The organism is Actinacidiphila cocklensis, assembly GCF_907177275.1.
GTDB classification, from domain to species: Bacteria; Actinomycetota; Actinomycetes; order Streptomycetales; family Streptomycetaceae; genus Actinacidiphila; species Actinacidiphila cocklensis.
In genome coordinates, this window is sequence record NZ_CAJSLV010000042.1 from 95,655 (window position 1) to 114,180 (window position 18,526).

Sequence of the window (18,526 nt, forward strand, 5' to 3'; positions counted from 1 at the left end):
CCTGAGGGCCTTGGCGCGGTTGTCTGGAGGAAGACCGAGGGACTTGCCGTGCGAGACCAGGTCTGAGAGCCGAAACCGCCTCGAAGGGAAGACCGTGCGCGCAGCACTCATGTACGCAGCAGGCGACGTCCGCGTCGGGAACGTCGCCGACCCGAGCCTGAAGGAGCCCACCGACGCGCTGGTCCGCATCACGACGGCCTGCATCTGTGGCAGCGACCTGCACCCCTACCACTCCCTGTCCGCGTCAGGCGGCCCGGTCCGCATGGGCCATGAGTTCATCGGCGTCGTCGAGGAAACCGGTCGCGAGGTCACCTCGGTGCGCAGGGGCGACCTGGTCGTCGCCCCGTTCGCGTACTCGGACGGGACATGCGAATTCTGCCGGGCCGGGCTGCAGACCTCCTGCCTGCACGGCGGTTTCTGGGCCAGGAACGGCATCGACGGCGGGCAGGGAGAGGCAGCACGCGTGCCGCTGGCCGACGGCACCCTCGTCAAGCTTCCGGTCAGCGCGGACGACGCGCTGATCCCCTCCCTGCTCACCCTCTCCGACGTGCTGGGCACCGGCCACCACGCCGCCGTCTGCGGCGGAGTCAAGCCGGGCAGCACCGTCACCGTGATCGGGGACGGCGCCGTCGGCCTGCTCGCTGTCCTGGCCGCCGAGCGGCTCGGCGCCGAGCGCATCGTCCTCATGGGCCGGCACACCGCCCGTACCGACCTGGGCCGGGCCTTCGGGGCGACCGACGTGGTCGCCGAGCGCGGTGGCGAGGGCATCGAGAAGGTGCGCGAGCTCACCGGTGGCGGCAGCGCGATCGTCATCGAAGCGGTCGGGCACCGCCCCGCCTACGAGCAGGCGTACGGAGTGGTCCGCCCCGGCGGCACGATCAGCCGCGTGGGCGCGCCCCAGTACGAGCAGGCCCCGATCGGGTTCGGCAGCCTCTTCGGCCACAACATCACCTTGACCGGTGGCCCCGCCCCGGCACGCGCCTACACCGACGAGCTCCTGCCCGACATCATGGAAGGCCGTATCGAGCCCGGCCGCGTCTTCGACCGTGCCGTCGACCTCGACGGCACGCCCGAGGGCTACCGGGCCATGGACGCCCGGGAGGCCCTGAAGGTGCTGGTGCGGCCTTGAGAAGGCACTGTGAGATCACCGAGGCGGTCGGCGCGGTGCACCGTCTCGGCGCGCTGTCGACCATCCGGGTGACCACCGGCACCGCCGCGGCACACCGCGCGACCAGGCCTGCGATGTCGTGGCCACGACCACCGCGCAGCGCGCGCCGGCGCACGTGGCCGGGCGTGGTGTGGGTCAGCCGCCTGGACCTGCACCGGGCGCCGCCCTGACCGGCTCCGCCGTCCTGCTCGTACCGGCCCTCGCGGCCGTCCTTACGCTCTTCGTGCCCTCACAGGCCGCGCACAACGAAAGGACCGTGTGATGCAGACCCTCACCCTCAACAACGGCATCCAGATGCCCGCCCTCGGACTCGGCGTCTTCCAGACCCCGCCCGAGGAGACCAAGGCCGCCGTCAAGGCCGCGCTCGACCTCGGCTACCGGCACATCGACACCGCCGCCGCCTACGGCAACGAACACGAGGTCGGCCGGGCCGTCCGCGACTCCGGCGTACCGCGCGGCGAGATCTTCATCGAAACGAAGATCTGGATCAGCGACTACGGACGAGACGAGACGCTGCACGGCTTCGACAAGAGCGCCGCCAAGCTGGGGGTCGACCAGATCGACCTGCTGATCCTGCACCAGGCCCTGCCGTCGGACTTCGACCGGACCCTGGCTGCCTACCGCGCACTGGAAACGCTTCTGGCCGACGGCAAGGTCAGGGCCATCGGCGTCAGCAACTTCATGGTCGACCACCTGACGGCGCTGATCGAGGCGACCTCCGTCGTCCCCGCGGTGAACCAGCTGGAGATCCACCCCTACTTCCAGCAACGCTCCGTGCTCGACTTCGACGACGGGCACGGCATCGTCAACCAGGCGTGGTCCCCCATCGGAGGGATCACCTTCTACCCCGGCTACGGCCACGACCGCAGGAGTGTCCTGCAGGACCCGGTGGTCACCCGCATCGCCGAGCGGCACGGCAAGAGCCCGGCCCAGGTGCTGCTGCGCTGGGGGATCCAGCACGGTCGCTCGGTCATTCCCAAGTCCACCAAGCCGAAGCGGATCGCCGAGAACATCGATGTCTTCGACTTCGCACTCACGCCCAGCGAGCTCACCGCCCTCGACTCGCTCGAAACCGGCAGGCGTGGCGGCCCCGAGCCCGAGACCGTCACCCTCGCCGCCTACGGCCGCGCCATCCCCGAGAGCGCACCTGTCTCCTTGCTGAGCAAGGTTCCGCGCGGTTCGAAGCCGGCCGAGGAGTAGAAGCGGACGGCTCCCTCGTTCGGCGTGAAGATGCCGGCATAGACGACCAGGGCACCGCTGTCCGCGGCGGCTTTCTCCGCCGCCGTCAGCAAGGCGGCCCCGACACCCTTGCCTCGATGCCCGTCCAGGACGACGGTATGGATCTCGGCCGCGCGGCGCGGAGCCAGGATCTGATGGTCCGGGGGATCCGCGAGCAGGACGACCTCCACCATGCCCACCACCTCGCCCACCACCTCGGCAACCAAGATCACCACCTTGGACTCGCCGGCAAGCACCTCCTCGAAATGCCTGCGCACGGCCTCCACCTCGGGCACGCGGTAGATGACCGGATCGAGTTGGACATGCCTTTCAGCATTCGCGAGACGCAGGCAGACAAGCGCGGGCACGTCCTCCCGCTCTGCGGCCCTGACCAAGATCGGCATGACCAGGACCCTTCCAGCTCGCCCACCCCATCGCAAGGCACACCGGGCAAATCCAGCGGGGCGGACGTTGCCTGATGCGGCGCGAGACGGGGGGTATCCCCACGGCCACGAGTTGGATCGAACGCATCCATCGGGGAATTCCGTGCCGGCAACAGCAAAGTGGCGGCAGGGTCGAAGGCGCCCCCCATGGTGCTGGTGACCAGTGCCGGCCAGCGCACCGGCAGGGTCCCCACCCGCTACGCCACTTCCAAGGACGCAACCACGCCCACTCACAGGCGGCAAGGGCGTGGCCGGACGGTGTGACCGGCACCGCCGCATCTCCCGGGTTGCTCCCGGGCTGGGACCGACTGCGCACTGCCGGCTACGGAGACGGAGGAGCTGCGAGTCGAACTGCGGGCGCTGCGCGTGGCACTGGTCGGACCGCGCCCCTGCCGGGGGCCGACGAACTGGCCTTCTACGGCCGCTGCCTGCCCTACGCCATTGCCTTCGGCCTGAAGCCGAGCTGGGCACAGCGACTGGACATGCTCAAGGCTGCCATCCCCGACGTCGGCTCCGCCACCTTGTATCCCGACACGGACATCCTCGTGAGCTGGTGGAAGAACGACTTCATGGACCGGATGACGGGCGCAGTAGGCAACTGGTCCCACCACTACGGCGGATCCGGCGACGGTGCCACACGGCACCACGACAGCGGTCACAGCGACCACGCGGGTTTCGACTGCGGCCACCACAGCGGTCACCACGGCGGAGACAGCGGCAGCTCCTGGAAACCCTGCCAGCGACACCATCAGTCCGCCTCGGACGTACGGTTCTAGGGGGAGCCGCGCTCGGACCGCACGACCGGCACTCCTTCCGGCCGACAGCTCCTGGGGGGCAGTGATGGTGGTCAGTGAGCTGGTGCGCGCAGAGCTGCGACGGGTCGATTGGGCTTCGCTGGAGTGCGGCTGCGGCGATTCTGCGGAGCATGTGCCTCTGCTGATCGAGGCGATCATCACTGCTGAGACGCCGCGAGACATGATCGGGTACACCCTCGACGGTCACATCGAGGTGAACACGATCACCTTTGAGTGCACTCCGCACGCAGTTGGCGTGATCATGGCCGCGCTGGCGGGCGAACTCTCGGTACTCGCCCGAGGGGTACTCCTGGAGACCTTGTTGTTCGTGGCTGCGGGCTCCGACGACTACGCGCCGCACGCAGAAGGCGCGGGGCCGGGCGACGGATGCAGGCACCACGCTCAGGAGGGGTTCTGGAAGCTCGTCCAGATCGGGCTCACGGGTAGCGCGGACGACGCCGAGACGGTGGCCGACATCTGCGAGTACTTCGGGCTCGGCGGCGACAAGGCCGCCTTTTACCAGGCCCAACTGCGCGAGCGCATGCGTGCGAAGACCAAGCGTGGGCGAAGCACCTGATGTCCTGAGGATCACGGTGTTTGGACGTTGCGGCGTAGCGCAGCCGCCGCCCGCACCAGTGGATCATCCGAAGCCCGCGTTCACGGGTATTTCGACTTATGCCCGGGCGCTGTCTCCGGCAAGAGACCCCGCGCCTCCCAAACACATCAACATCACCCGACTCTGTTTCCGAGCACGGGGAGTTCGACGGCCTGTGAGTACGTCTCTGCCAGGGACGCCACGTCAGGATCGCCAAAGGACTTACGCAGAAGATTAAAGGTGTCGACCTTTTCATCTCCGAAACGAGCGACGTAGATGGCGTAGGCGTCGGCAGTGAGAAACTTCGGCGGTTTGGTCTTGCTGTGGAACTTGTCGGCGTACATCACGATCCTCTCCTCTGGAGTGACCGCCAAGTAGTCGGCCGGCGGCAGAGGTAGTTTCTGACGGATCACGTCGTCTGACGTCAGCCCTACACCCGTATGACAGGAACAGAATCGGCAGAGGACTTCCGAGAACCCTTCGGATTCCAGAATTTCGCGTCCGAGTACACCGTGGCGAACGTAGTTCCTTTGATCGATACTTCCATCCTCGCGGTAGAGGCGGTATACACCAATGTCGTGCAGGAGACATCCAGCCCGAACAAGATCCCTGTCGAAAACGTCAGCAGAGCGCTCTATGAGCTGCTCCGCGATGCGCCATACAATTTCGCAGTGACTGTACACAGTTTTGAGAGCCTGCCGCGACGGAGCATACCGCTCGTGCAGGTCCTGGATTTCTTCCACGGTTGGGATGGTCATTTCAGGATTATACCGATTCCTTCGATGATCTCGCTGCGATCGCAGCGGGTCGTTCTACCCTGCTTCATCCTCATGATTCGCTAATACTCCAGCTGTGGATGGTGATCTTCACTGATTCGAGGCTTGCCGGCGGTAATGACTGGCCTTGGATCGGGCCTGGTGGCGGCGTCGCCAGATGGACCAGCGGAGTCGGAGGGCCACGCTACGTATGGGTCTGACGACGAGTGTGATGAACAGTCGCTGGATCTCGTTGCAGGTAAGTGGAATTAGTCCGTCCGGGGCGGGCTGGCGGGTGTGTTCGTCGGCGCGGGGCACAGCGAGGAAGGCATGGGCGAGCATGGCCAGGGTGACCCAACGGGACCACGAGGTGAAGTGGCGAAGCTGGTGTTCGTCCAGGCCTGCCAGGCCCTTTCCTGCTTGGAATGCCTCCTCCACCCGCCATCTCGACCCGCCATCTCGACCCGGCGACCCGGCGACCCGGCGACCCGGCGACCCGCACCAGCGTCGGCAACGGCAACGGCGCAGGAGCAAATGACCAGCAGCGGTAGTAGGCCAGTTCACGTGTGGTGCGGTTGCGGCGGATCAGCAGCTGATGGCAGCCGGGACGCGGTTCGGCCAGGTCGATGACGGCCCAGTCGTAGAAGCGCTGGCCCTTGGCGCCTACCCCTGCTGACAACTTCTGCCAAGCCCGCTTTGGCAGCTTCGCGGCCAGGGCGTCCACGCGGAGCTTGCCCCCACGAGTGGTGATCTGGTGCGAGCAGGCGACGGCGAGCACGTAGCCGGCCTGGCGCTCTTTGAGGTAGCGCCCGGGGAGGTCCCCGACCTACTTGAGCGGCTTGCCGAGGTGCCCGACCCCCGCGATCCGCGCGGAGTGCGTCACGATCTTGTCGGCGTGCTTGCTCTGGCCGCCTGCGCGGTGCCGGCGGGTGCGAGCTCGCTGCCGGCGATCGGCGAGTGGATCGCCGACGCTCCGCCGCACGTCTTGGAGCGCGTCGGCGTGCAGCCCGATCCGCTGTTCCCGAAACGGCTCTTCCCTGCGGAGGCGACGGTTCGCAGGCTGCTGGCGCGGGTCGACGCCGACGTCCTGGACCGAGCGGTCGGCCGCTGGCTCGCGGACCGCCGCAGCCCGTCCCAGGGCCGTTGCGCGGCCTGGCGGTCGACGGGAAGAGCCTGCGCGGCGCCGCCAGGCCCGCAGGCCGCAAGATCCACCTGCTCACCGCCCTCGACCACACCAACGGCCTGGCCCCCGGAGCCCGCCAGGCCGCCCAGATCAAGCGCCGCCGCACCGACCGCAAGACCGGCAGCACCACCGTCAAGACCGTCTACGCCGTCACCAGCCTGACCGCCGGGCAAGCCACCCCGGCCCAGCTCGCCCGCCTCGTCCGCGACAATTGGAAGATCGAGGCCCTGCACCACGTCCGCGACACCACCTTCGCCGAGGACGCCTCCCATCTGCGGACCGGCAACGCACCCCGCGCAATGGCCACGTGGCGCAACCTCGCCATCGGCGCCCTCCGGGCAGCCGGAGCCACCAACATCGCGGCCGGCCTCCGCCGAACGCCCGCGGCCCCCACCGCCCCCGCGCGCTCCTCGGCCTCAGGTGACGGCAAATCGGGAGTCCCACCGCCATCCCGAACCTGCTGCCTTGGACATGCGCCCCGCAATGTCGGTGGTGTCTGATGGGATGCCCGCATGACAGATCAGTACCTGTTTGCCGAGATCAACGTGGAGTGGCCCGAACCCCCGGCCTACGAGGCGATGGCGCGCGCCTGGTTGGACGGGGGCTTTGCCACGCTGGCGGGCAGCCACCGACAGGCACTGGAGGAGGGACCGAAACTTCCCCCGGAGGCGATGCGCCGCAGCATGCCATGCGGGCCGCCGCACGCTGCCTGGGGTTTCGTCTCGATCACCCGCCATGACGGGCGGCAGCTACGCAATTCCAGCCGCGTGCTCTCGGCTCGAAGCATCTCGTGGTTCTTGCGGCAACTGGCCGATCCGCCGCGCACCGCGACGATCGGGCTCTCCGTTCTCGACGAACGCGGCTACCCGGGCAGGAGCCCTCTGCGGATCACGGTCGACCGCCCGGAGGCCCGGGTCTGGCCCGAGGCGATCGATTGGGCGGTGTTGTCCTGCAGGATTCCCGAGGGGGACTTTCTCGACCCTGCGCAGCAGGAGGTGGTGCTCGGCTTCCTGCGCGGCATCAGCGAAGCTCTGGACCCGTCTTTCGCCAATGTCACCTACGACGACGGGCTGGGCAAGACGGGTCTTGAGCGCACGCTCGGTCCTCCGTGGAAGTTCCCCTACGAGACGATCCCGACGAGCCGTCAAGTACTACGCGGATACGAGTGGTGGACGATCTGCCCAAAGGAATTGGCCGGGCACCTCGGCGGTGCGGACGCCCTGCGCGCCACCGGCGCGTTCCATGATGTGGTCCGCCTACCGTCGGGCGCGTTGTGGCTCCAGGCGACGAAGCATTACCGGGACTACGGCCCCGCCGCGTACGCAGCGGTGTTCCGCGCGCTGGCCCCGGCCCTCCCTCCGGGCGTGCCGAAGCGCTTCGATCGACGCAACGACGAACCGGCAGAGCGCATCGTCCACCTCGACGCGTCAGCCGTCAGACCGTGACGAACGCCCAAGGGCGACTGAGCAAGATCACGGTCAGTAAGAGCCGGGTGCCGTCGCCAGCCACGCGACTCCGCGCTGCACTCGGGAATGCTGATCCCGACCCGCGGACACGGTGCCGTTCGCCCTGGAGCCCGCCAAAAAGGCACCTGGACCAACTGTCCGAAGAGTTGTGGCCGACCCTCGCCCAGAACTCCGCGATCGTGGAAGCGATGCCTGTTGCGCTGCCCCGCAGCTGAGCTCGCAGAACATTACGAACCGGACAGCACGAGACTACGCCGAAGCCCTGGCCCGCGACCCAGCCCACGCGATGGCCGGCGTCAAAGAACCGGCCGATCATGCGGGCGGCCAGCTCTGGCTTGGTGGCGAAGGCGGTGTTTTCGTCGAGCCCGGCTGCCTGGCAGCGTTGCGAGTCATCGGTCCTCCACGAGCGTGGGGTGTACAACTCGCGGTCCACCACTGCGTGCCCGTGGCGTCCGGTGTAGACGAGGTAGACGGCGACCTGGGAGTTTTCGATCCTGCCCGCGGTGCCGGTGTACTGGCGCTGGACACCCACCGTGTGGGTGCCCTTCTTCACATCGCCGGTCTCGTCGACGACGAGGACCGCGTCCTGGTCGTGGAGATGGTCCAGCACGTACTCGCGCACGTCGTCACGCACGGCGCCAGCATCCCACTTGGCCCACCCCAGCAGGTGCTGCAGGCCGTCGGGGGTGGCCTCCCCGGCCCACTCGGCGATCGTCCAGCAGTTCTTGCGCGGTAGGTCCGACAAGGGTCCCATCATCAAGTTCCGTGCCCGACGACGGGGTTCGACACGCGCGAAACGGCCCGCTGCGCCCACTGCCGACTCTACTTTCGACGACGGTTGCCCAGTGCGCGTGAGAGTTCGCCGACCGGCGCGAGCACGTGTCCGCCATCGCCCACGCACCACCACACGGCCGTGCCGTCCCGTTCCGAGCCGTGGACGCCGAGGTCATGTCGGGGGCACACCGGCCAGACCCGCCAGGTCCACTCGAGCAGGCTCTCCTGGATCATGATCGCCAGGCTGGTCAGTGCCGTGGTCGGGTCGTCGCACATGCCCGGCAGGATGGGGCCGCCCCAGTTGAGCCGGTCGCCGTTGGCAAGACGGACACCGGCTCCCACCGGGAAGCAGTCCTCCAGGATCTCGATCTCCGGTTCGCCCTCGATCCCACGCGTGGGCAGGTCGCGGGCTATGACCCGTAGCGCGGCGCGCAGCGTCTCCGAACGCTCGGGGGCAATGTCGAAGCCGGGATCGAAGCCCACGTCGTCCAGAATTCGCCGGGCCAGGGCGGTCATATCCGCCGGTGACACGTCGACCGGGTTCCGCTCGACGACCTCCAGGATGGCATCGGTGTAGTGGAACCAGTCGAGTAGTTCGCAGGCGAGGGCGACGACGTCCTGCGGGTCGAGGTTGTCCTCGCGCAGACCGAGGTAGACCCTGCGCTCCAACTCTTCAGTATTCGCTTCGCGCTCAGCCATGGTGTTGCTCACCGGCCCAGTATCGCGACGCGGCGTGGCTCCGCGCTGCACGATTATCGGCATACAGCCGTGTGTGGCCGGAGCCAGGGCTGTGTAGCCGGCACCGGTCCTTCCCTCCACGCGCGATGGACCAAGGCCGATCTCACAAGCGGCCGCTACGATCGCGACACCCGACTGGTTGGCTTGTGCGGGAGCTGACTAGACTCTCAGCAGGCCCCGGGCGCACCTGTCCAAACCGACATCACCAGTTCAAGTTCAGTATCGACCGCCACGGCGTAGGGTCGGCGGGACGACGTGGTCAGTGACGCCGTCCCGCGGCCTGAAAGGGCATCGTTGAACCCGAACCCCACCTGCTGTTTCTGCTACCAGGTCATCGGTCTCGGCCAAGACGGGGCAGCGACCGAGCTGAGGCTTGGCGCCATGGACCCGGGGTGCGGAGGCCAGCTGCCCCCTTCACCGGGCTGAGCCCGCGGGCCTTCAGAAAACCGGTGACTGTTCTGCGGCGCGAGGGTGGGGACGCGGTTGGTAGGGGCAGGCCATGGAGCCTGCCTCTAGAGGATCGGACACTGTTGGTCGCGGCCCACTGGCGAACCAACTCGACCGCGCGGCAACTGGCCCCGCTGTTCGGAGTGTCGAAGTCAGCGGCAGACCGGAACATCGACCACCTCGGGCCGAGGCTCACTTTCCCGCTCCGCAAGCGGTTCCGCGAGGCCACCGTGGTCGTCGCACCTTGCGGGGCACCCGTGACGGCGAACGGGGTCCGCGGTCCCGGATCACCCTGCTGTCCGGTACCGCGGACCCTTCTCGCTGCGCCGGTGGGACCCGGCGCGGTCAGGAGTTGACGAACCTCTCCACGGCGGTGAGGGTCGGCGTGTCGGTGAGGTAGCCGATGTGGGTCACGCAGGGCACCAGGTGGTTGGCGGCGCCGTCCAGCTCGGTGCTGGTGTAAGGAATGATGATGCCGTCGCACGGCGAGTACCAGGTGGCGTACGCGGTGGAGCCGGGCGTCTCGTCGCCCGAGGTGACGGTGGTGATGAAGCTGGAGCCCGGGTACATCTCGACGCACGAGGTGTACACCAGGCAGCTGCCGGCGTAGGTGGTGCCGTGGTTGGCGCCGGCGATCGAGGCGAGGTGGCGGACGTAGGGCTGACCGCCGAGTTCCTTGATGTACCAGTCGCTGACCAGGCCGCCCATCGAGTGGTTGACGATGTCCACCTGCTGGGCACCGGTCCTGGCGAGCACCTGCTTGACGAAGGTGGCCAGCCCCGCGGCGCTGTTCTTGTTGGACTGCGTCCAGTCGTACTGGTAGGCGAACAGCTCGCCCGAGCTGTAACCGTTCGCGATGAACACCGACTCGGCGGTCGTCCAGTTGCTCGCACTGCCGGTGAACCCGTGGACGAACACCACCGGGGTGTGGGCGGTGGCGGCGTTCGCGGTGCCGGACTGTACGGCGGTCGCCAGGCCCAGAACGGTGAGCAGGGCGAACAGGACGGCGGAAATCCGTCGCATGAGGCCTCCTTGTGGTGGGGGGACCTCTGGAGTGTCGGGGACGGCCCGCTTCTCAAGTACCGGTGGAATCACCAGTCTTCGGCGACAGAGCGCGCCGGCCGCCCGGGCCGCCGCACCCCGTGGACAGCCGTGCCGGCGGGGCGCTCTGTCCGTCACCGTCATGGCGCGAACCGGCCCACGGGCTCTTCCTCACCGCGCAACCCAGGCGTAACACTGGCGTCATGGAGGCGGAGCAGGGCCGACGAGACACGCCCGCCCACCCGCTGCTGCGTGGGCGGGCAGGCGAACGCCATGCGCTGGCCGCGGCGGTGGCGGCCGCCGGTGCCGGGCGGGGGGCGACCGTCCTGGTGGTGGGCGAACCGGGCTCCGGGCGCAGCACGCTGCTCGCCGAGGCCTCGCGGGCGGCCCGCTCCCAGGGGCTCACCGTCCGGCGCGCCGGCTGTACGAGGGCCGAGGCACGAGTCCCATTGGCCGGGCTGCACGGACTGCTGCTGCCGCTGGCCGGCTGGCTGGACGAACTGCCCGATACCCAGAGCCGCGTCCTGCGGCGCCTCCTCGACGGGCGTCCCCCCGCCGGGAACACGCTCATGGCCACGGGGACCGCGCTGGTGCGCCTGCTGGCCGCGGCCTCGGCCGGCACGCCGCTGCTGTGGTGCGTCGACGACGCCCAGTGGCTCGACGAGGCGTCCCTGCGCGTCGTCGGCTTCGCCCTTCGCCGCCTGGGCGCCCTCCCGGTCGCGGCCGTCGTCGCCGCCGACGGCACCTCCCGCGCGGAGGACGTCCTGGAGGGCGCGGAAGTCCTGCGCCTGGCGTCCCTCGACGCCGCCACCAGCTTCCGCGTGATCACCGACCGCTGCCGCACCCGGCTCGGGGCGGCGGCCGCCCGCGAGGCGGTCGACCTCGCCTGCGGCAATCCCCTGGCCCTCACCGAACTCGCCGCCGCTCTGGACGCCTCCCCCGGCCGCGCGCCCCGCACCCTCCCCCCGTACGGCCGCCTGCGCGCGCACTTCCGCCTCCGGCTCGACCGCCTGACGCCGCCCGCTCGCGCGGTGGTCGCCCTCACCCTGCTCGGCGGCTCCCTGCGACCCCCCGTCCTCCTGGCCGCGGCGGCCCGCCTGGGCGCCGGTCCTGAGGCGCTGGACGAAGCCCGGGCGGCGGGGCTGGTGGCGCTACGGGAGGAGGCTCCGCCGCCCAGCGCAACGGGCACCGTGACGGGCCTGGGCGCAATCGGCCAGGCCGTACCAGGCAGGGTCGCCTGCGCCGGTGGGGACGGGGAGTACGTGGCGGCCGGGGACGGCGCGACCGTCGCGGTAGCCGGGCGGCTGGCGCGGGCGTGCCTGGGCGACGAGGTGGGGTTCGCCGCGCAGCAGGCCGCGCACGCGGCCCTCGCGGACACGCTCGGGCAGGGAGCCCGGCTGCCGACGGCCGTGCACCGGCTGGCAGTCGCCGCACAGCCGTCGCAGCGGCTGATCGCGGAGATGGAAGCCGCCGCCTCCGATGTACGGCAGGCCGGCGACCCGCGGGGCTGCGCGTCCGCTCTGGAGCGGGCCGCGGAGGTGACCGCCGAACCGGGGGTGCGAGCGCGCTGGCTGATCGCGGCGGCGGCCGACCGGCTGACCGGCGGAGAGGCCGGACGAGCCCGCGGCCTGCTGGACCGGGTGCTGCCGGGCGGCACCGACCCGGACACCCGGGGGCTGCGCATGCTGGTGCGGGGCGAGATGGAGTTGCGCGACGGGGTGCCGGCCAGGGCACTGCACGAGTTGACCGCGGCCGCAGCCGCGTTTCCCGCCGCGCGGCGCGACCTCACCACCCGCGCCCTGATGCTCGCCGGCGAGGCCGGCTGTCTCGGCGGCGACTTCGCCGGCTACTTCGCGCTCGCCGAACGGGTGCGCCGGCTCGGTGGAGCCGGCGATCCTCCCGCCGTACGGCTGGTCCTCGGCCACTTCGCGGGTATGGCCGCCACTTTCCGGGGACGCCACGACGAAGCCGGCAGATCACTGCGGCAGGTGGTGGGACTGACCGACAGCGTACGGGAGCCGGAGGCGCTGGTCTGGGGCAGCCAGGCGGCCTACACCCTCGGCGACGCCGCGCGGGCGCACGCCCTCGCCGGTACGGCCGTGCACCGGGCACGGGAGCTGGGGGCCGTGTCCCTGGTACCCGCGGCGCTGGTGTACCAGGCCCTGTCCGCCCTCATGCTCGACCGGTACGCGGCCGCCGAGGCCGCTGCCCTGGAGGGGCTGCGTACCGCGGGGGCGCTGGGGCAACGCAACGTCGCCGTGGACCACCTCGCGATCCTCGCGCTGCTGGCCGCGCTCCGGGGCGACGCGGCTTCGGCCTCGCTGCGGCTGCGCACCGCCGACGACGGGATCGCCTCCCGCGGTCTGGGCCGCCCCGGCGCCTTCGTCTGCTGGGTCGCGGCCTGCGTGGATCTCGCCGAGGAACGCCCGGCCGACGCCCTGGACCGCTTCCGCCACATGACGGCCGCCACCGGGCAGGTCAACCTGGCGATCAGGGGCATGGCCGCACCGCACTTCGTGGAGGCCGCCGTGCGATGCCACCAGCAGGCGAGGGCCGCGGGCGCCCTGCGGGGCTTCGAGGATTGGGCGGTGGCCTCGGGCAGCACCGTCCGCCGGGCGCTGGCCCACCGATGCCACGGGCTGCTCGCAGAGAAACACGCCACCGCGGAGGAGCACTTCCAGGAGGCCCTGCGGCTCCACGACGGCGGGGAGACGGCCCTGGAACGGGCCAAGACCGAACTCTTCTACGCCCATCGCCTGCGCCGAGCCCGCAAGCCGGGAGCGGCCCGCGGTCTTCTGCGCGACGCCCTCACCACCTTCCGGCAGGCGGGCGCCCGCACGTGGGCGGACCGCGCGGCCGCAGAGCTGCGCGCCGCGGGTGCCGCCGTGGACCCCCTCGTCCCCCGCCGCGCCCCCGACCTCACCGCCCAGCAGGAGCGCATCTGCGAGCTGGTGACGCAGGGGGCCACCAACCGGGAGATCGCCGACCTGCTCGTCCTCAGCCCCCGCACGGTGGACTACCACCTCCGCAACATCTTCGTACGCCTCGGCGTCCGCTCCCGGGTCGAACTCGCCGCGCTCCTGCGGTGACCGCCGAAGAGGAGTTTCGCGACGCCGACCTCGCGTTCGCCGTGACCCGTGCTGATGCCTGCATGACACCGCGGGCCGGAACCGGGATGCCCCGGGCCAAGGCGAAGACCGCCGCGGTCAAGCCGTTCGCGGAAGGCCTGGGCGGTTCCACTCGGTGGACCCGCCCAGGCCTTCCTGCTCGCGCAGGTGTCCGGTGCCTTTCGCAGAAGGGCCGCCCACAGTGAACGGCCGCGCGGGCACCCTCGGGAAGAACCTGCGCGCCGCTGTCGATTCTGCCGGGTCCCGTTCGACATCCTGATGGAGGGCGTATCGCCCTGCGAGGAGGCGACAGGACCTGATGAGGGAGCACATGGATCAGCTGCTGCGAGTGCAGAACTTCACCATCTCGAGCGACGGCGTCGCCGCCCGCGAGGACCAGAGCCTGGAGCGGCCTTTCGGCAGCGACATCGATCCGAGAAAGCTCTTCGCCTGGGCCGGCGCCACGGCGAGCTGGTCGCTGCGCACCGAACCCGGGGGAAGCCGTGGCCTCGACGACTACTTCATCCGGGACTTCGGCCACGGCATCGGCGCCGAGATCATGGGCCGCAACAAGTTCGGACCCCAGCGCGGCCCGTGGAGCGACCACGAGTGGCGCGGCTGGTGGGGTGACGAGCCGCCCTTCCACACGCCGGTGTTCGTCCTGACCCACCACGAGCGGCCGTCGTTCACCCTCTCCGACACCACGTTCCATTTCGTGGACGGCGATCCCGCCACCGTTCTCGCGCAGGCGCGGGAGGCCGCGCACGGCAAGGACGTCCGCCTCGGCGGCGGCGTCAGCACCATCCGGGAGTTCCTCGACGCCGACCTCGTCGACACCCTGCATGTGGCCGTCGCACCCGTGAAGCTCGGGGCCGGGCTACGACTGTGGGACTCGCCCGACGAGCTGCTGGACCGGTTCCACATGGAGGTCGTGCCCAGTCCGAGCGGCGTGGCGCACCACCTTTTCTGGCGCAAATGACGAGATGACGAGAGGGACAACGCGGGAACCTCAGCACTGCGGACGCGAGCCTTCGGGCAGGTGAACGCGTGGCCGTGGGCGAGTCGCCACTGCAGATCCCGGCACTCGCCCACACCCGCGGACCGGCGCCTCGCCGGAGGTCCGAGCGCCCGTTCCGGACGCGCCGGGCGACCGGCTGACGTTTCGCGATTTCCGGCGCATTCGGTCGATGTCACATAATCTTGGGGCGGCATCAGAGCACCCTCTCGGCATCTGACCATGATCTCGGAGGTACGGCGATGAAGACATCGAGAAGGCGGCGCGTCGCAGGCTTAGCCGCCACCGCTGCAGCGGCACTCGGCGGACTCCTGGTGGCCCCCACACCGGCGCACACCACCGTGAGCAAGAGGTGGGTGGGGACGAACCCGTACTGATGCGAACGCCGCAGTGTCCTGCGGCGCGCCACGGGCTGCAGCGGTGACCGCGGCCGTCCAGTGGAGGGGCGGTTGCGGTGACCGGCGGGAAGGTGATGGGCGGGCGGACCACCGGCGCGGTACTCGCCGGGCGCCGTCGCGGAGTGTGCCCATCAACGTGGCAGGTCGATTTCCAGCAGGGCGTTCTCGACCAAGCTGCCGAGGTAGAGCCGTCCGCCGCTGGCGCAAGCGCTGGTGACCATCCGGTAGTGCAGGTCGTTGCGCTGCATGTCGTGGACGATACGGCCTTCGGCGTCCACTGCGAGTGCCCAGGCAGTAGGCCGCGCGTCGGGCTGCAGCCGTTGCGGCACGCGCCACAGTGCCTGCCGCAGCACCGGATGAGAGCGGTGGAGCTGGTCCAGGAGTGGATCGCGGGGTGCTGCCATGGCGATCCAGATCAGACCGTCGGGGCCGGTGGAGAGGTTGTCCGGGAAGCCGGGGAGATCGCCGATCAGCGTATCGGCCTGTCCGGCGCGCGGACCGGTGAGATGGACTCGTCGCACGCGGTAGCCGCCTGATTCCGCGACGGCCACGAAGCTGCCGTCGGCGGCCAGGGTGACGCCGTTGGCGAACTGCAGGCCGTCCAGAACGACCTCGGGTTCCTCCCCCGGGGACAGTCGGACGAGACGACCGGTGCCGGAGTGTTCCAGCAGGTCGCCCTTCCAATGATCCAGGCCGAACCGGCGGCTGGAGTCGCTGACGTACGTCGTTCCGTCGGCGGCCGTGGCGGCGTTGCTGCAGAACGTCAGCCTTTCACCACGTACTTCGGTCAGCAGGGTTTCCATGTGGCCGCTGCCGGGGTCCATGCGTAGCAGTCCGCGCTGGGCGTCGCAGACAAGCAGGCGCCCGTCGGGCAGCCGATGGAGCCCCAGGGGGCGGCCACCGGTATGGGCGACCGGACGTACGGACGCTGTCTCGACGTCCACGGCGAGGATGCTTCCGTCGTCCAGGCCGGTGTAGAGCGTGCCGTCGTTGTCGGTGACCACGTCTTCCGGGCCTGTACCCGGCACGGGAATGCGACGCAGGAGCGTCATCGTGTCGCTCCCTGTGCGCTGCACAGCTCGTTGGGAGCGAAGTGGCGGGCGCCAGCGGACCGGCCGCAGCCCGGGTTTGGCCGTCATCGCCCAGCCCTGGGGTCGTCGGCTCGTTGCGGAGGCGTTCCCGTTGGCACAGAACGAAGCGTAGAAGTTGCTCGGTGTAAGGCGCAACCACGAACGCAGTGACCGACACGGACCCCAGGCGGCAGTTGCGGGGCAGTCTTTGGCCTTGGGCCTACTCCAGCGAGGTCGCGCACTCGTTCTCGAGGGTCGTGCCGTCGTCCGATCAAGGGGTATTTCTGCCAGAATATAAATATTTGTCCGTGAGGGGTGTACCCACCAGGAGGAATCGTCGGTGGAGGGAATCCGGTACACGCCTGTCAGAACTTCGTGGGGGCTTGCCGCCCTCGCTCTCATAGCCGGCGCTCTGCTGACCGCGTTCGCGCCTCAGCCGTACATCGGACTGCCCCTGTTGGCGGCTTCGCCGCTGGTCGCCGGTGCGATGCTGTCCTTCCGTTTCACGACGGGCTTCGCATGCGCCGCGGTTGCCGCCTCGGTGGGCCTGGATGTGTATCGGGGGCGGCCGGCGTCAGCACTCGTCGTGGATCTGGCGGTGGTCGGCCTGATCGGGATCCTGGCCCTGGCGGTGAACGTCCTGCTGGAGCGACAGGGACGTGATCTCGCACGGTCCAGAGGGGTCGCGGAGGCAGCGCAGTTGGCGATGCTGCCGCAACCCGCTGCCCGTGTCGGCCCTTTGGCTGTCGCGGTCGGCTACGCCGCGGCCCATGCGGAGGCCCGGATCGGCGGCGACCTCTTCGCGATCCATGACACCCCGTTCGGCGTCCGCATGCTCATCGGGGACGTGCGGGGCAAGGGGCTCCAGGCGCTCGCCTCGGTGTCCGTCGCGGTCGGCGCCTTCCGCCAGGAGGCGGAGTACTCCCCCGGCCTCACCACCCTGGCAGAACGGATGGACGACGCACTCTCCAGGGGCGACGAACGCAACCTGCTGGCCGACATCTCCACCGAGGACTTCACCACGGCACTACTGGCAGAGGTGTCCACCGACGGCGGCGTAGTTCGGCTGATCAACCGCGGGCATCCGGCGCCGTACCTGGTCCACGAAGGACGACTGAAACGGCTCGACCCGAGCGTCGCGCAACTCCCTTTGGGCATGGGGCTGTCCGAGATCTCACCCCGGTCCGGCGCGGACGTTCCCCTTCCCGACGTCCTGCCCCTGCCCGTCGGGGCCTTGCTGCTCATGGTCACCGACGGCGTCACCGAGGCGCGGAACCGCGACGGCGTCTTCTACGACCCCTGCCTGTCCCGACTGGTGGGACGCCGCTTCGGGAACCCCGAGTCCCTGGTCAGCGCCCTGATCGCGGATGTTCACCGGTGGACCGAGGGCGGGCAGCAGGACGATATGGCCATCCTCGCCGTCACCCGGATCGCCACCGCCGGATGAGACCCCCCGCTACGACCGAGCTCAACCTGCAAGGATGCGCGTCGACGAGCGCGGCTCACGCGCTCGCCGACGGGCTACGGGTCAGGCAGGGGTGCGGTGTTGAAGACTCGGTGGACGATGGTGCTTGCTGCGGCGTTCGCGCTGGTGAGTGCCGCAGCCTGCTCATCTTCCGGACAGGCGGCCCCCCAAGGCGTGCCGCATGCGCCAGGGCCGGGGTCCACTCACGGACCGGCCTCCGTAACGGCGAAGGTGCCCACCCGCGCGCAGTTGGCCAAGATGCTCATTACGGAATCGGACCTGCCGGCGGGATCGCTGGTGTCCCATCAGGACATCAGTCCGCGCGGGAAGGTGACGGCGGACGACCCCGCGTGCCAGCCGCTGGTGGACTCCATGCTGTTCACCTCCGCATCAGCCGGCCCGCCCGCAGCCGCGGTGAACCAACTGGTGACAGCGACAGGTGCCGGGGCCGGGGCGGCCGGAGTTCGGACCGCCCTCGTCGCCTACCGAGACCGTGGCGCTGTACTGGCCATGGACGGTCTCCAGACCGCCGTCCAGGCCTGCGCTGCAGGCTTCACGGCAACCCTCAACGGCGCCCGGACCCGGTTCACCGTCGCGCCCGACAACCAGGCCGGCGGTGGGCAGCAGGCAACCGGCGTGGTCCTGACCGACACCATGGACGGCTCGCCCGAGTCGAACGACGTGTGGCTGGTCCGCAGTGAGAATGTCGTCGCCTACTTCGTGGCCGTGGGACTGCCCGGTAGCAGCGTGCCGCGAGCGGCGATGACCGCGGTGGCGGTTCCGCAAGTGCGCAAACTGTCCTGACGGCCGGGACCAGGCACCCGTACACCTCGGTTGTTCGCACGGAAG

General features: G+C 69.8%; 16 protein-coding genes and 3 pseudogenes. 12 read left to right on the top strand and 7 right to left on the bottom strand.

Annotation, left to right across the window (positions count from 1 at the left end):
* The first annotated feature begins 94 nt into the window (after positions 1–94).
* From NFU81_RS06345 to NFU81_RS06355, 3 genes are all read left to right on the top strand, one after another.
* Positions 95–1,129: an alcohol dehydrogenase catalytic domain-containing protein gene (locus NFU81_RS06345; RefSeq protein ID WP_251485877.1), complete on the top strand. Its 1,035-nt coding sequence runs from the start codon at positions 95–97 to the stop codon at positions 1,127–1,129.
* The gene (locus NFU81_RS06350; protein ID WP_251485880.1) at positions 1,126–1,338 is read left to right on the top strand and encodes a hypothetical protein; all 213 of its coding nucleotides are present in this window, start codon (positions 1,126–1,128) and stop codon (positions 1,336–1,338) included. The genes NFU81_RS06345 and NFU81_RS06350 overlap by 4 nt, the downstream gene beginning before the upstream one ends.
* Positions 1,339–1,429: 91 nt before the next feature.
* Entirely contained in the window at positions 1,430–2,368 is a 939-nt protein-coding gene (locus tag NFU81_RS06355) for an aldo/keto reductase (RefSeq protein WP_251485882.1), read from the top strand.
* Here NFU81_RS06355 and NFU81_RS06360 read toward each other — a convergent pair.
* Complete coding sequence (locus NFU81_RS06360; RefSeq protein WP_251485884.1) at positions 2,287–2,790, bottom strand: GNAT family N-acetyltransferase; 504 nt, start codon at positions 2,788–2,790, stop codon at positions 2,287–2,289. The genes NFU81_RS06355 and NFU81_RS06360 overlap by 82 nt on opposite strands.
* A 521-nt stretch (positions 2,791–3,311) precedes the next feature.
* On the opposite strand from NFU81_RS06360, the gene NFU81_RS06365 reads away from it, so the two are divergent.
* Positions 3,312–3,605, top strand: a complete 294-nt coding sequence (locus NFU81_RS06365; RefSeq protein ID WP_251485886.1) for a hypothetical protein — start codon at positions 3,312–3,314, stop codon at positions 3,603–3,605.
* 64 nt (positions 3,606–3,669) lie between these two features.
* Entirely contained in the window at positions 3,670–4,200 is a 531-nt protein-coding gene (locus NFU81_RS06370; protein WP_251485887.1) for a hypothetical protein, read from the top strand.
* A gap of 152 nt (positions 4,201–4,352) precedes the next feature.
* Here NFU81_RS06370 and NFU81_RS06375 read toward each other — a convergent pair whose 3' ends face one another.
* Positions 4,353–4,976, bottom strand: a complete 624-nt coding sequence (locus tag NFU81_RS06375) for an HD domain-containing protein (protein ID WP_251485888.1) — start codon at positions 4,974–4,976, stop codon at positions 4,353–4,355.
* A 108-nt stretch (positions 4,977–5,084) separates the two neighbouring features.
* Positions 5,085–5,775: pseudogene (locus NFU81_RS06380) on the bottom strand (transposase family protein); the annotation flags it as partial.
* A 72-nt stretch (positions 5,776–5,847) separates the two neighbouring features.
* Between NFU81_RS06380 and NFU81_RS41215 the strand changes: the two are divergent.
* Together NFU81_RS41215 and NFU81_RS06395 are read left to right on the top strand one after the other, a co-directional pair.
* Complete coding sequence (locus NFU81_RS41215) at positions 5,848–6,318, top strand: transposase family protein (RefSeq protein WP_422665156.1); 471 nt, start codon at positions 5,848–5,850, stop codon at positions 6,316–6,318.
* Positions 6,319–6,668: 350 nt separating this feature from the next.
* Entirely contained in the window at positions 6,669–7,601 is a 933-nt protein-coding gene (locus NFU81_RS06395; RefSeq protein ID WP_251485889.1) for a hypothetical protein, read from the top strand.
* A 193-nt stretch (positions 7,602–7,794) separates the two neighbouring features.
* Here the strand turns inward: NFU81_RS06395 and NFU81_RS06400 are convergent.
* Both NFU81_RS06400 and NFU81_RS06405 read right to left on the bottom strand, forming a co-directional pair.
* Positions 7,795–8,436, bottom strand: a pseudogene (locus NFU81_RS06400) (IS701 family transposase); the annotation flags it as partial.
* A gap of 8 nt (positions 8,437–8,444) precedes the next feature.
* A complete protein-coding gene (locus tag NFU81_RS06405) occupies positions 8,445–9,107 on the bottom strand; it encodes a hypothetical protein (RefSeq protein WP_251485890.1) in 663 nt (220 codons plus the stop codon).
* Between the two features lie 419 nt (positions 9,108–9,526).
* On the opposite strand from NFU81_RS06405, the pseudogene NFU81_RS06410 reads away from it, so the two are divergent.
* Positions 9,527–9,820 (top strand): annotated as a pseudogene (locus NFU81_RS06410) (helix-turn-helix domain-containing protein); the annotation flags it as partial.
* 106 nt (positions 9,821–9,926) lie between these two features.
* On the opposite strand, the gene NFU81_RS06415 reads toward NFU81_RS06410, so the two are convergent.
* A complete protein-coding gene (locus NFU81_RS06415) occupies positions 9,927–10,604 on the bottom strand; it encodes an esterase/lipase family protein (RefSeq protein WP_251485891.1) in 678 nt (225 codons plus the stop codon).
* 221 nt (positions 10,605–10,825) lie between these two features.
* Between NFU81_RS06415 and NFU81_RS40765 the strand changes: the two genes are divergently transcribed.
* Both NFU81_RS40765 and NFU81_RS06430 read left to right on the top strand, forming a co-directional pair.
* Positions 10,826–13,711, top strand: coding sequence for a helix-turn-helix transcriptional regulator (locus tag NFU81_RS40765; protein WP_274038116.1), 2,886 nt, complete (start codon positions 10,826–10,828; stop codon positions 13,709–13,711).
* A 349-nt stretch (positions 13,712–14,060) separates the two neighbouring features.
* Positions 14,061–14,708 carry a dihydrofolate reductase family protein gene (locus tag NFU81_RS06430; protein WP_251485893.1) on the top strand — a complete coding sequence of 216 codons (648 nt, stop codon included), beginning with the start codon at positions 14,061–14,063 and terminating at the stop codon, positions 14,706–14,708.
* Positions 14,709–15,273: 565 nt separating this feature from the next.
* Here the strand turns inward: NFU81_RS06430 and NFU81_RS06435 are convergent.
* Positions 15,274–16,194 (bottom strand): SMP-30/gluconolactonase/LRE family protein, encoded by a 921-nt coding sequence (locus NFU81_RS06435; RefSeq protein WP_251485896.1) that lies wholly within the window; start codon positions 16,192–16,194, stop codon positions 15,274–15,276.
* A gap of 475 nt (positions 16,195–16,669) precedes the next feature.
* Here NFU81_RS06435 and NFU81_RS06440 point away from each other — a divergent pair, with 475 nt between their 5' ends.
* Positions 16,670–17,659 carry a PP2C family protein-serine/threonine phosphatase gene (locus tag NFU81_RS06440; RefSeq protein ID WP_251485898.1) on the top strand — a complete coding sequence of 330 codons (990 nt, stop codon included), beginning with the start codon at positions 16,670–16,672 and terminating at the stop codon, positions 17,657–17,659.
* A 267-nt stretch (positions 17,660–17,926) separates the two neighbouring features.
* The gene (locus NFU81_RS06445; protein WP_251485901.1) at positions 17,927–18,481 is read left to right on the top strand and encodes a hypothetical protein; all 555 of its coding nucleotides are present in this window, start codon (positions 17,927–17,929) and stop codon (positions 18,479–18,481) included.
* Positions 18,482–18,526 lie beyond the last annotated feature (45 nt).

Excerpts from the sequence above, each read along its gene's own strand:
- NFU81_RS06415 (WP_251485891.1), bottom strand. The coding sequence starts at position 10,604 with ATGCGACGGATTTCCGCCGTCCTGTTCGCCCTGCTCACCGTTCTGGGC.
- NFU81_RS06435 (WP_251485896.1), bottom strand. The coding sequence starts at position 16,194 with ATGACGCTCCTGCGTCGCATTCCCGTGCCGGGTACAGGCCCGGAAGAC.
- NFU81_RS06430 (WP_251485893.1), top strand. The coding sequence starts at position 14,061 with ATGGATCAGCTGCTGCGAGTGCAGAACTTCACCATCTCGAGCGACGGC.
- NFU81_RS06370 (WP_251485887.1), top strand. The coding sequence starts at position 3,670 with ATGGTGGTCAGTGAGCTGGTGCGCGCAGAGCTGCGACGGGTCGATTGG.
- NFU81_RS40765 (WP_274038116.1), top strand. The coding sequence starts at position 10,826 with ATGGAGGCGGAGCAGGGCCGACGAGACACGCCCGCCCACCCGCTGCTG.
- NFU81_RS06375 (WP_251485888.1), bottom strand. The coding sequence starts at position 4,976 with ATGACCATCCCAACCGTGGAAGAAATCCAGGACCTGCACGAGCGGTAT.
- NFU81_RS06360 (WP_251485884.1), bottom strand. The coding sequence starts at position 2,790 with ATGCCGATCTTGGTCAGGGCCGCAGAGCGGGAGGACGTGCCCGCGCTT.
- NFU81_RS06395 (WP_251485889.1), top strand. The coding sequence starts at position 6,669 with ATGACAGATCAGTACCTGTTTGCCGAGATCAACGTGGAGTGGCCCGAA.
- NFU81_RS06365 (WP_251485886.1), top strand. The coding sequence starts at position 3,312 with ATGCTCAAGGCTGCCATCCCCGACGTCGGCTCCGCCACCTTGTATCCC.
- NFU81_RS06355 (WP_251485882.1), top strand. The coding sequence starts at position 1,430 with ATGCAGACCCTCACCCTCAACAACGGCATCCAGATGCCCGCCCTCGGA.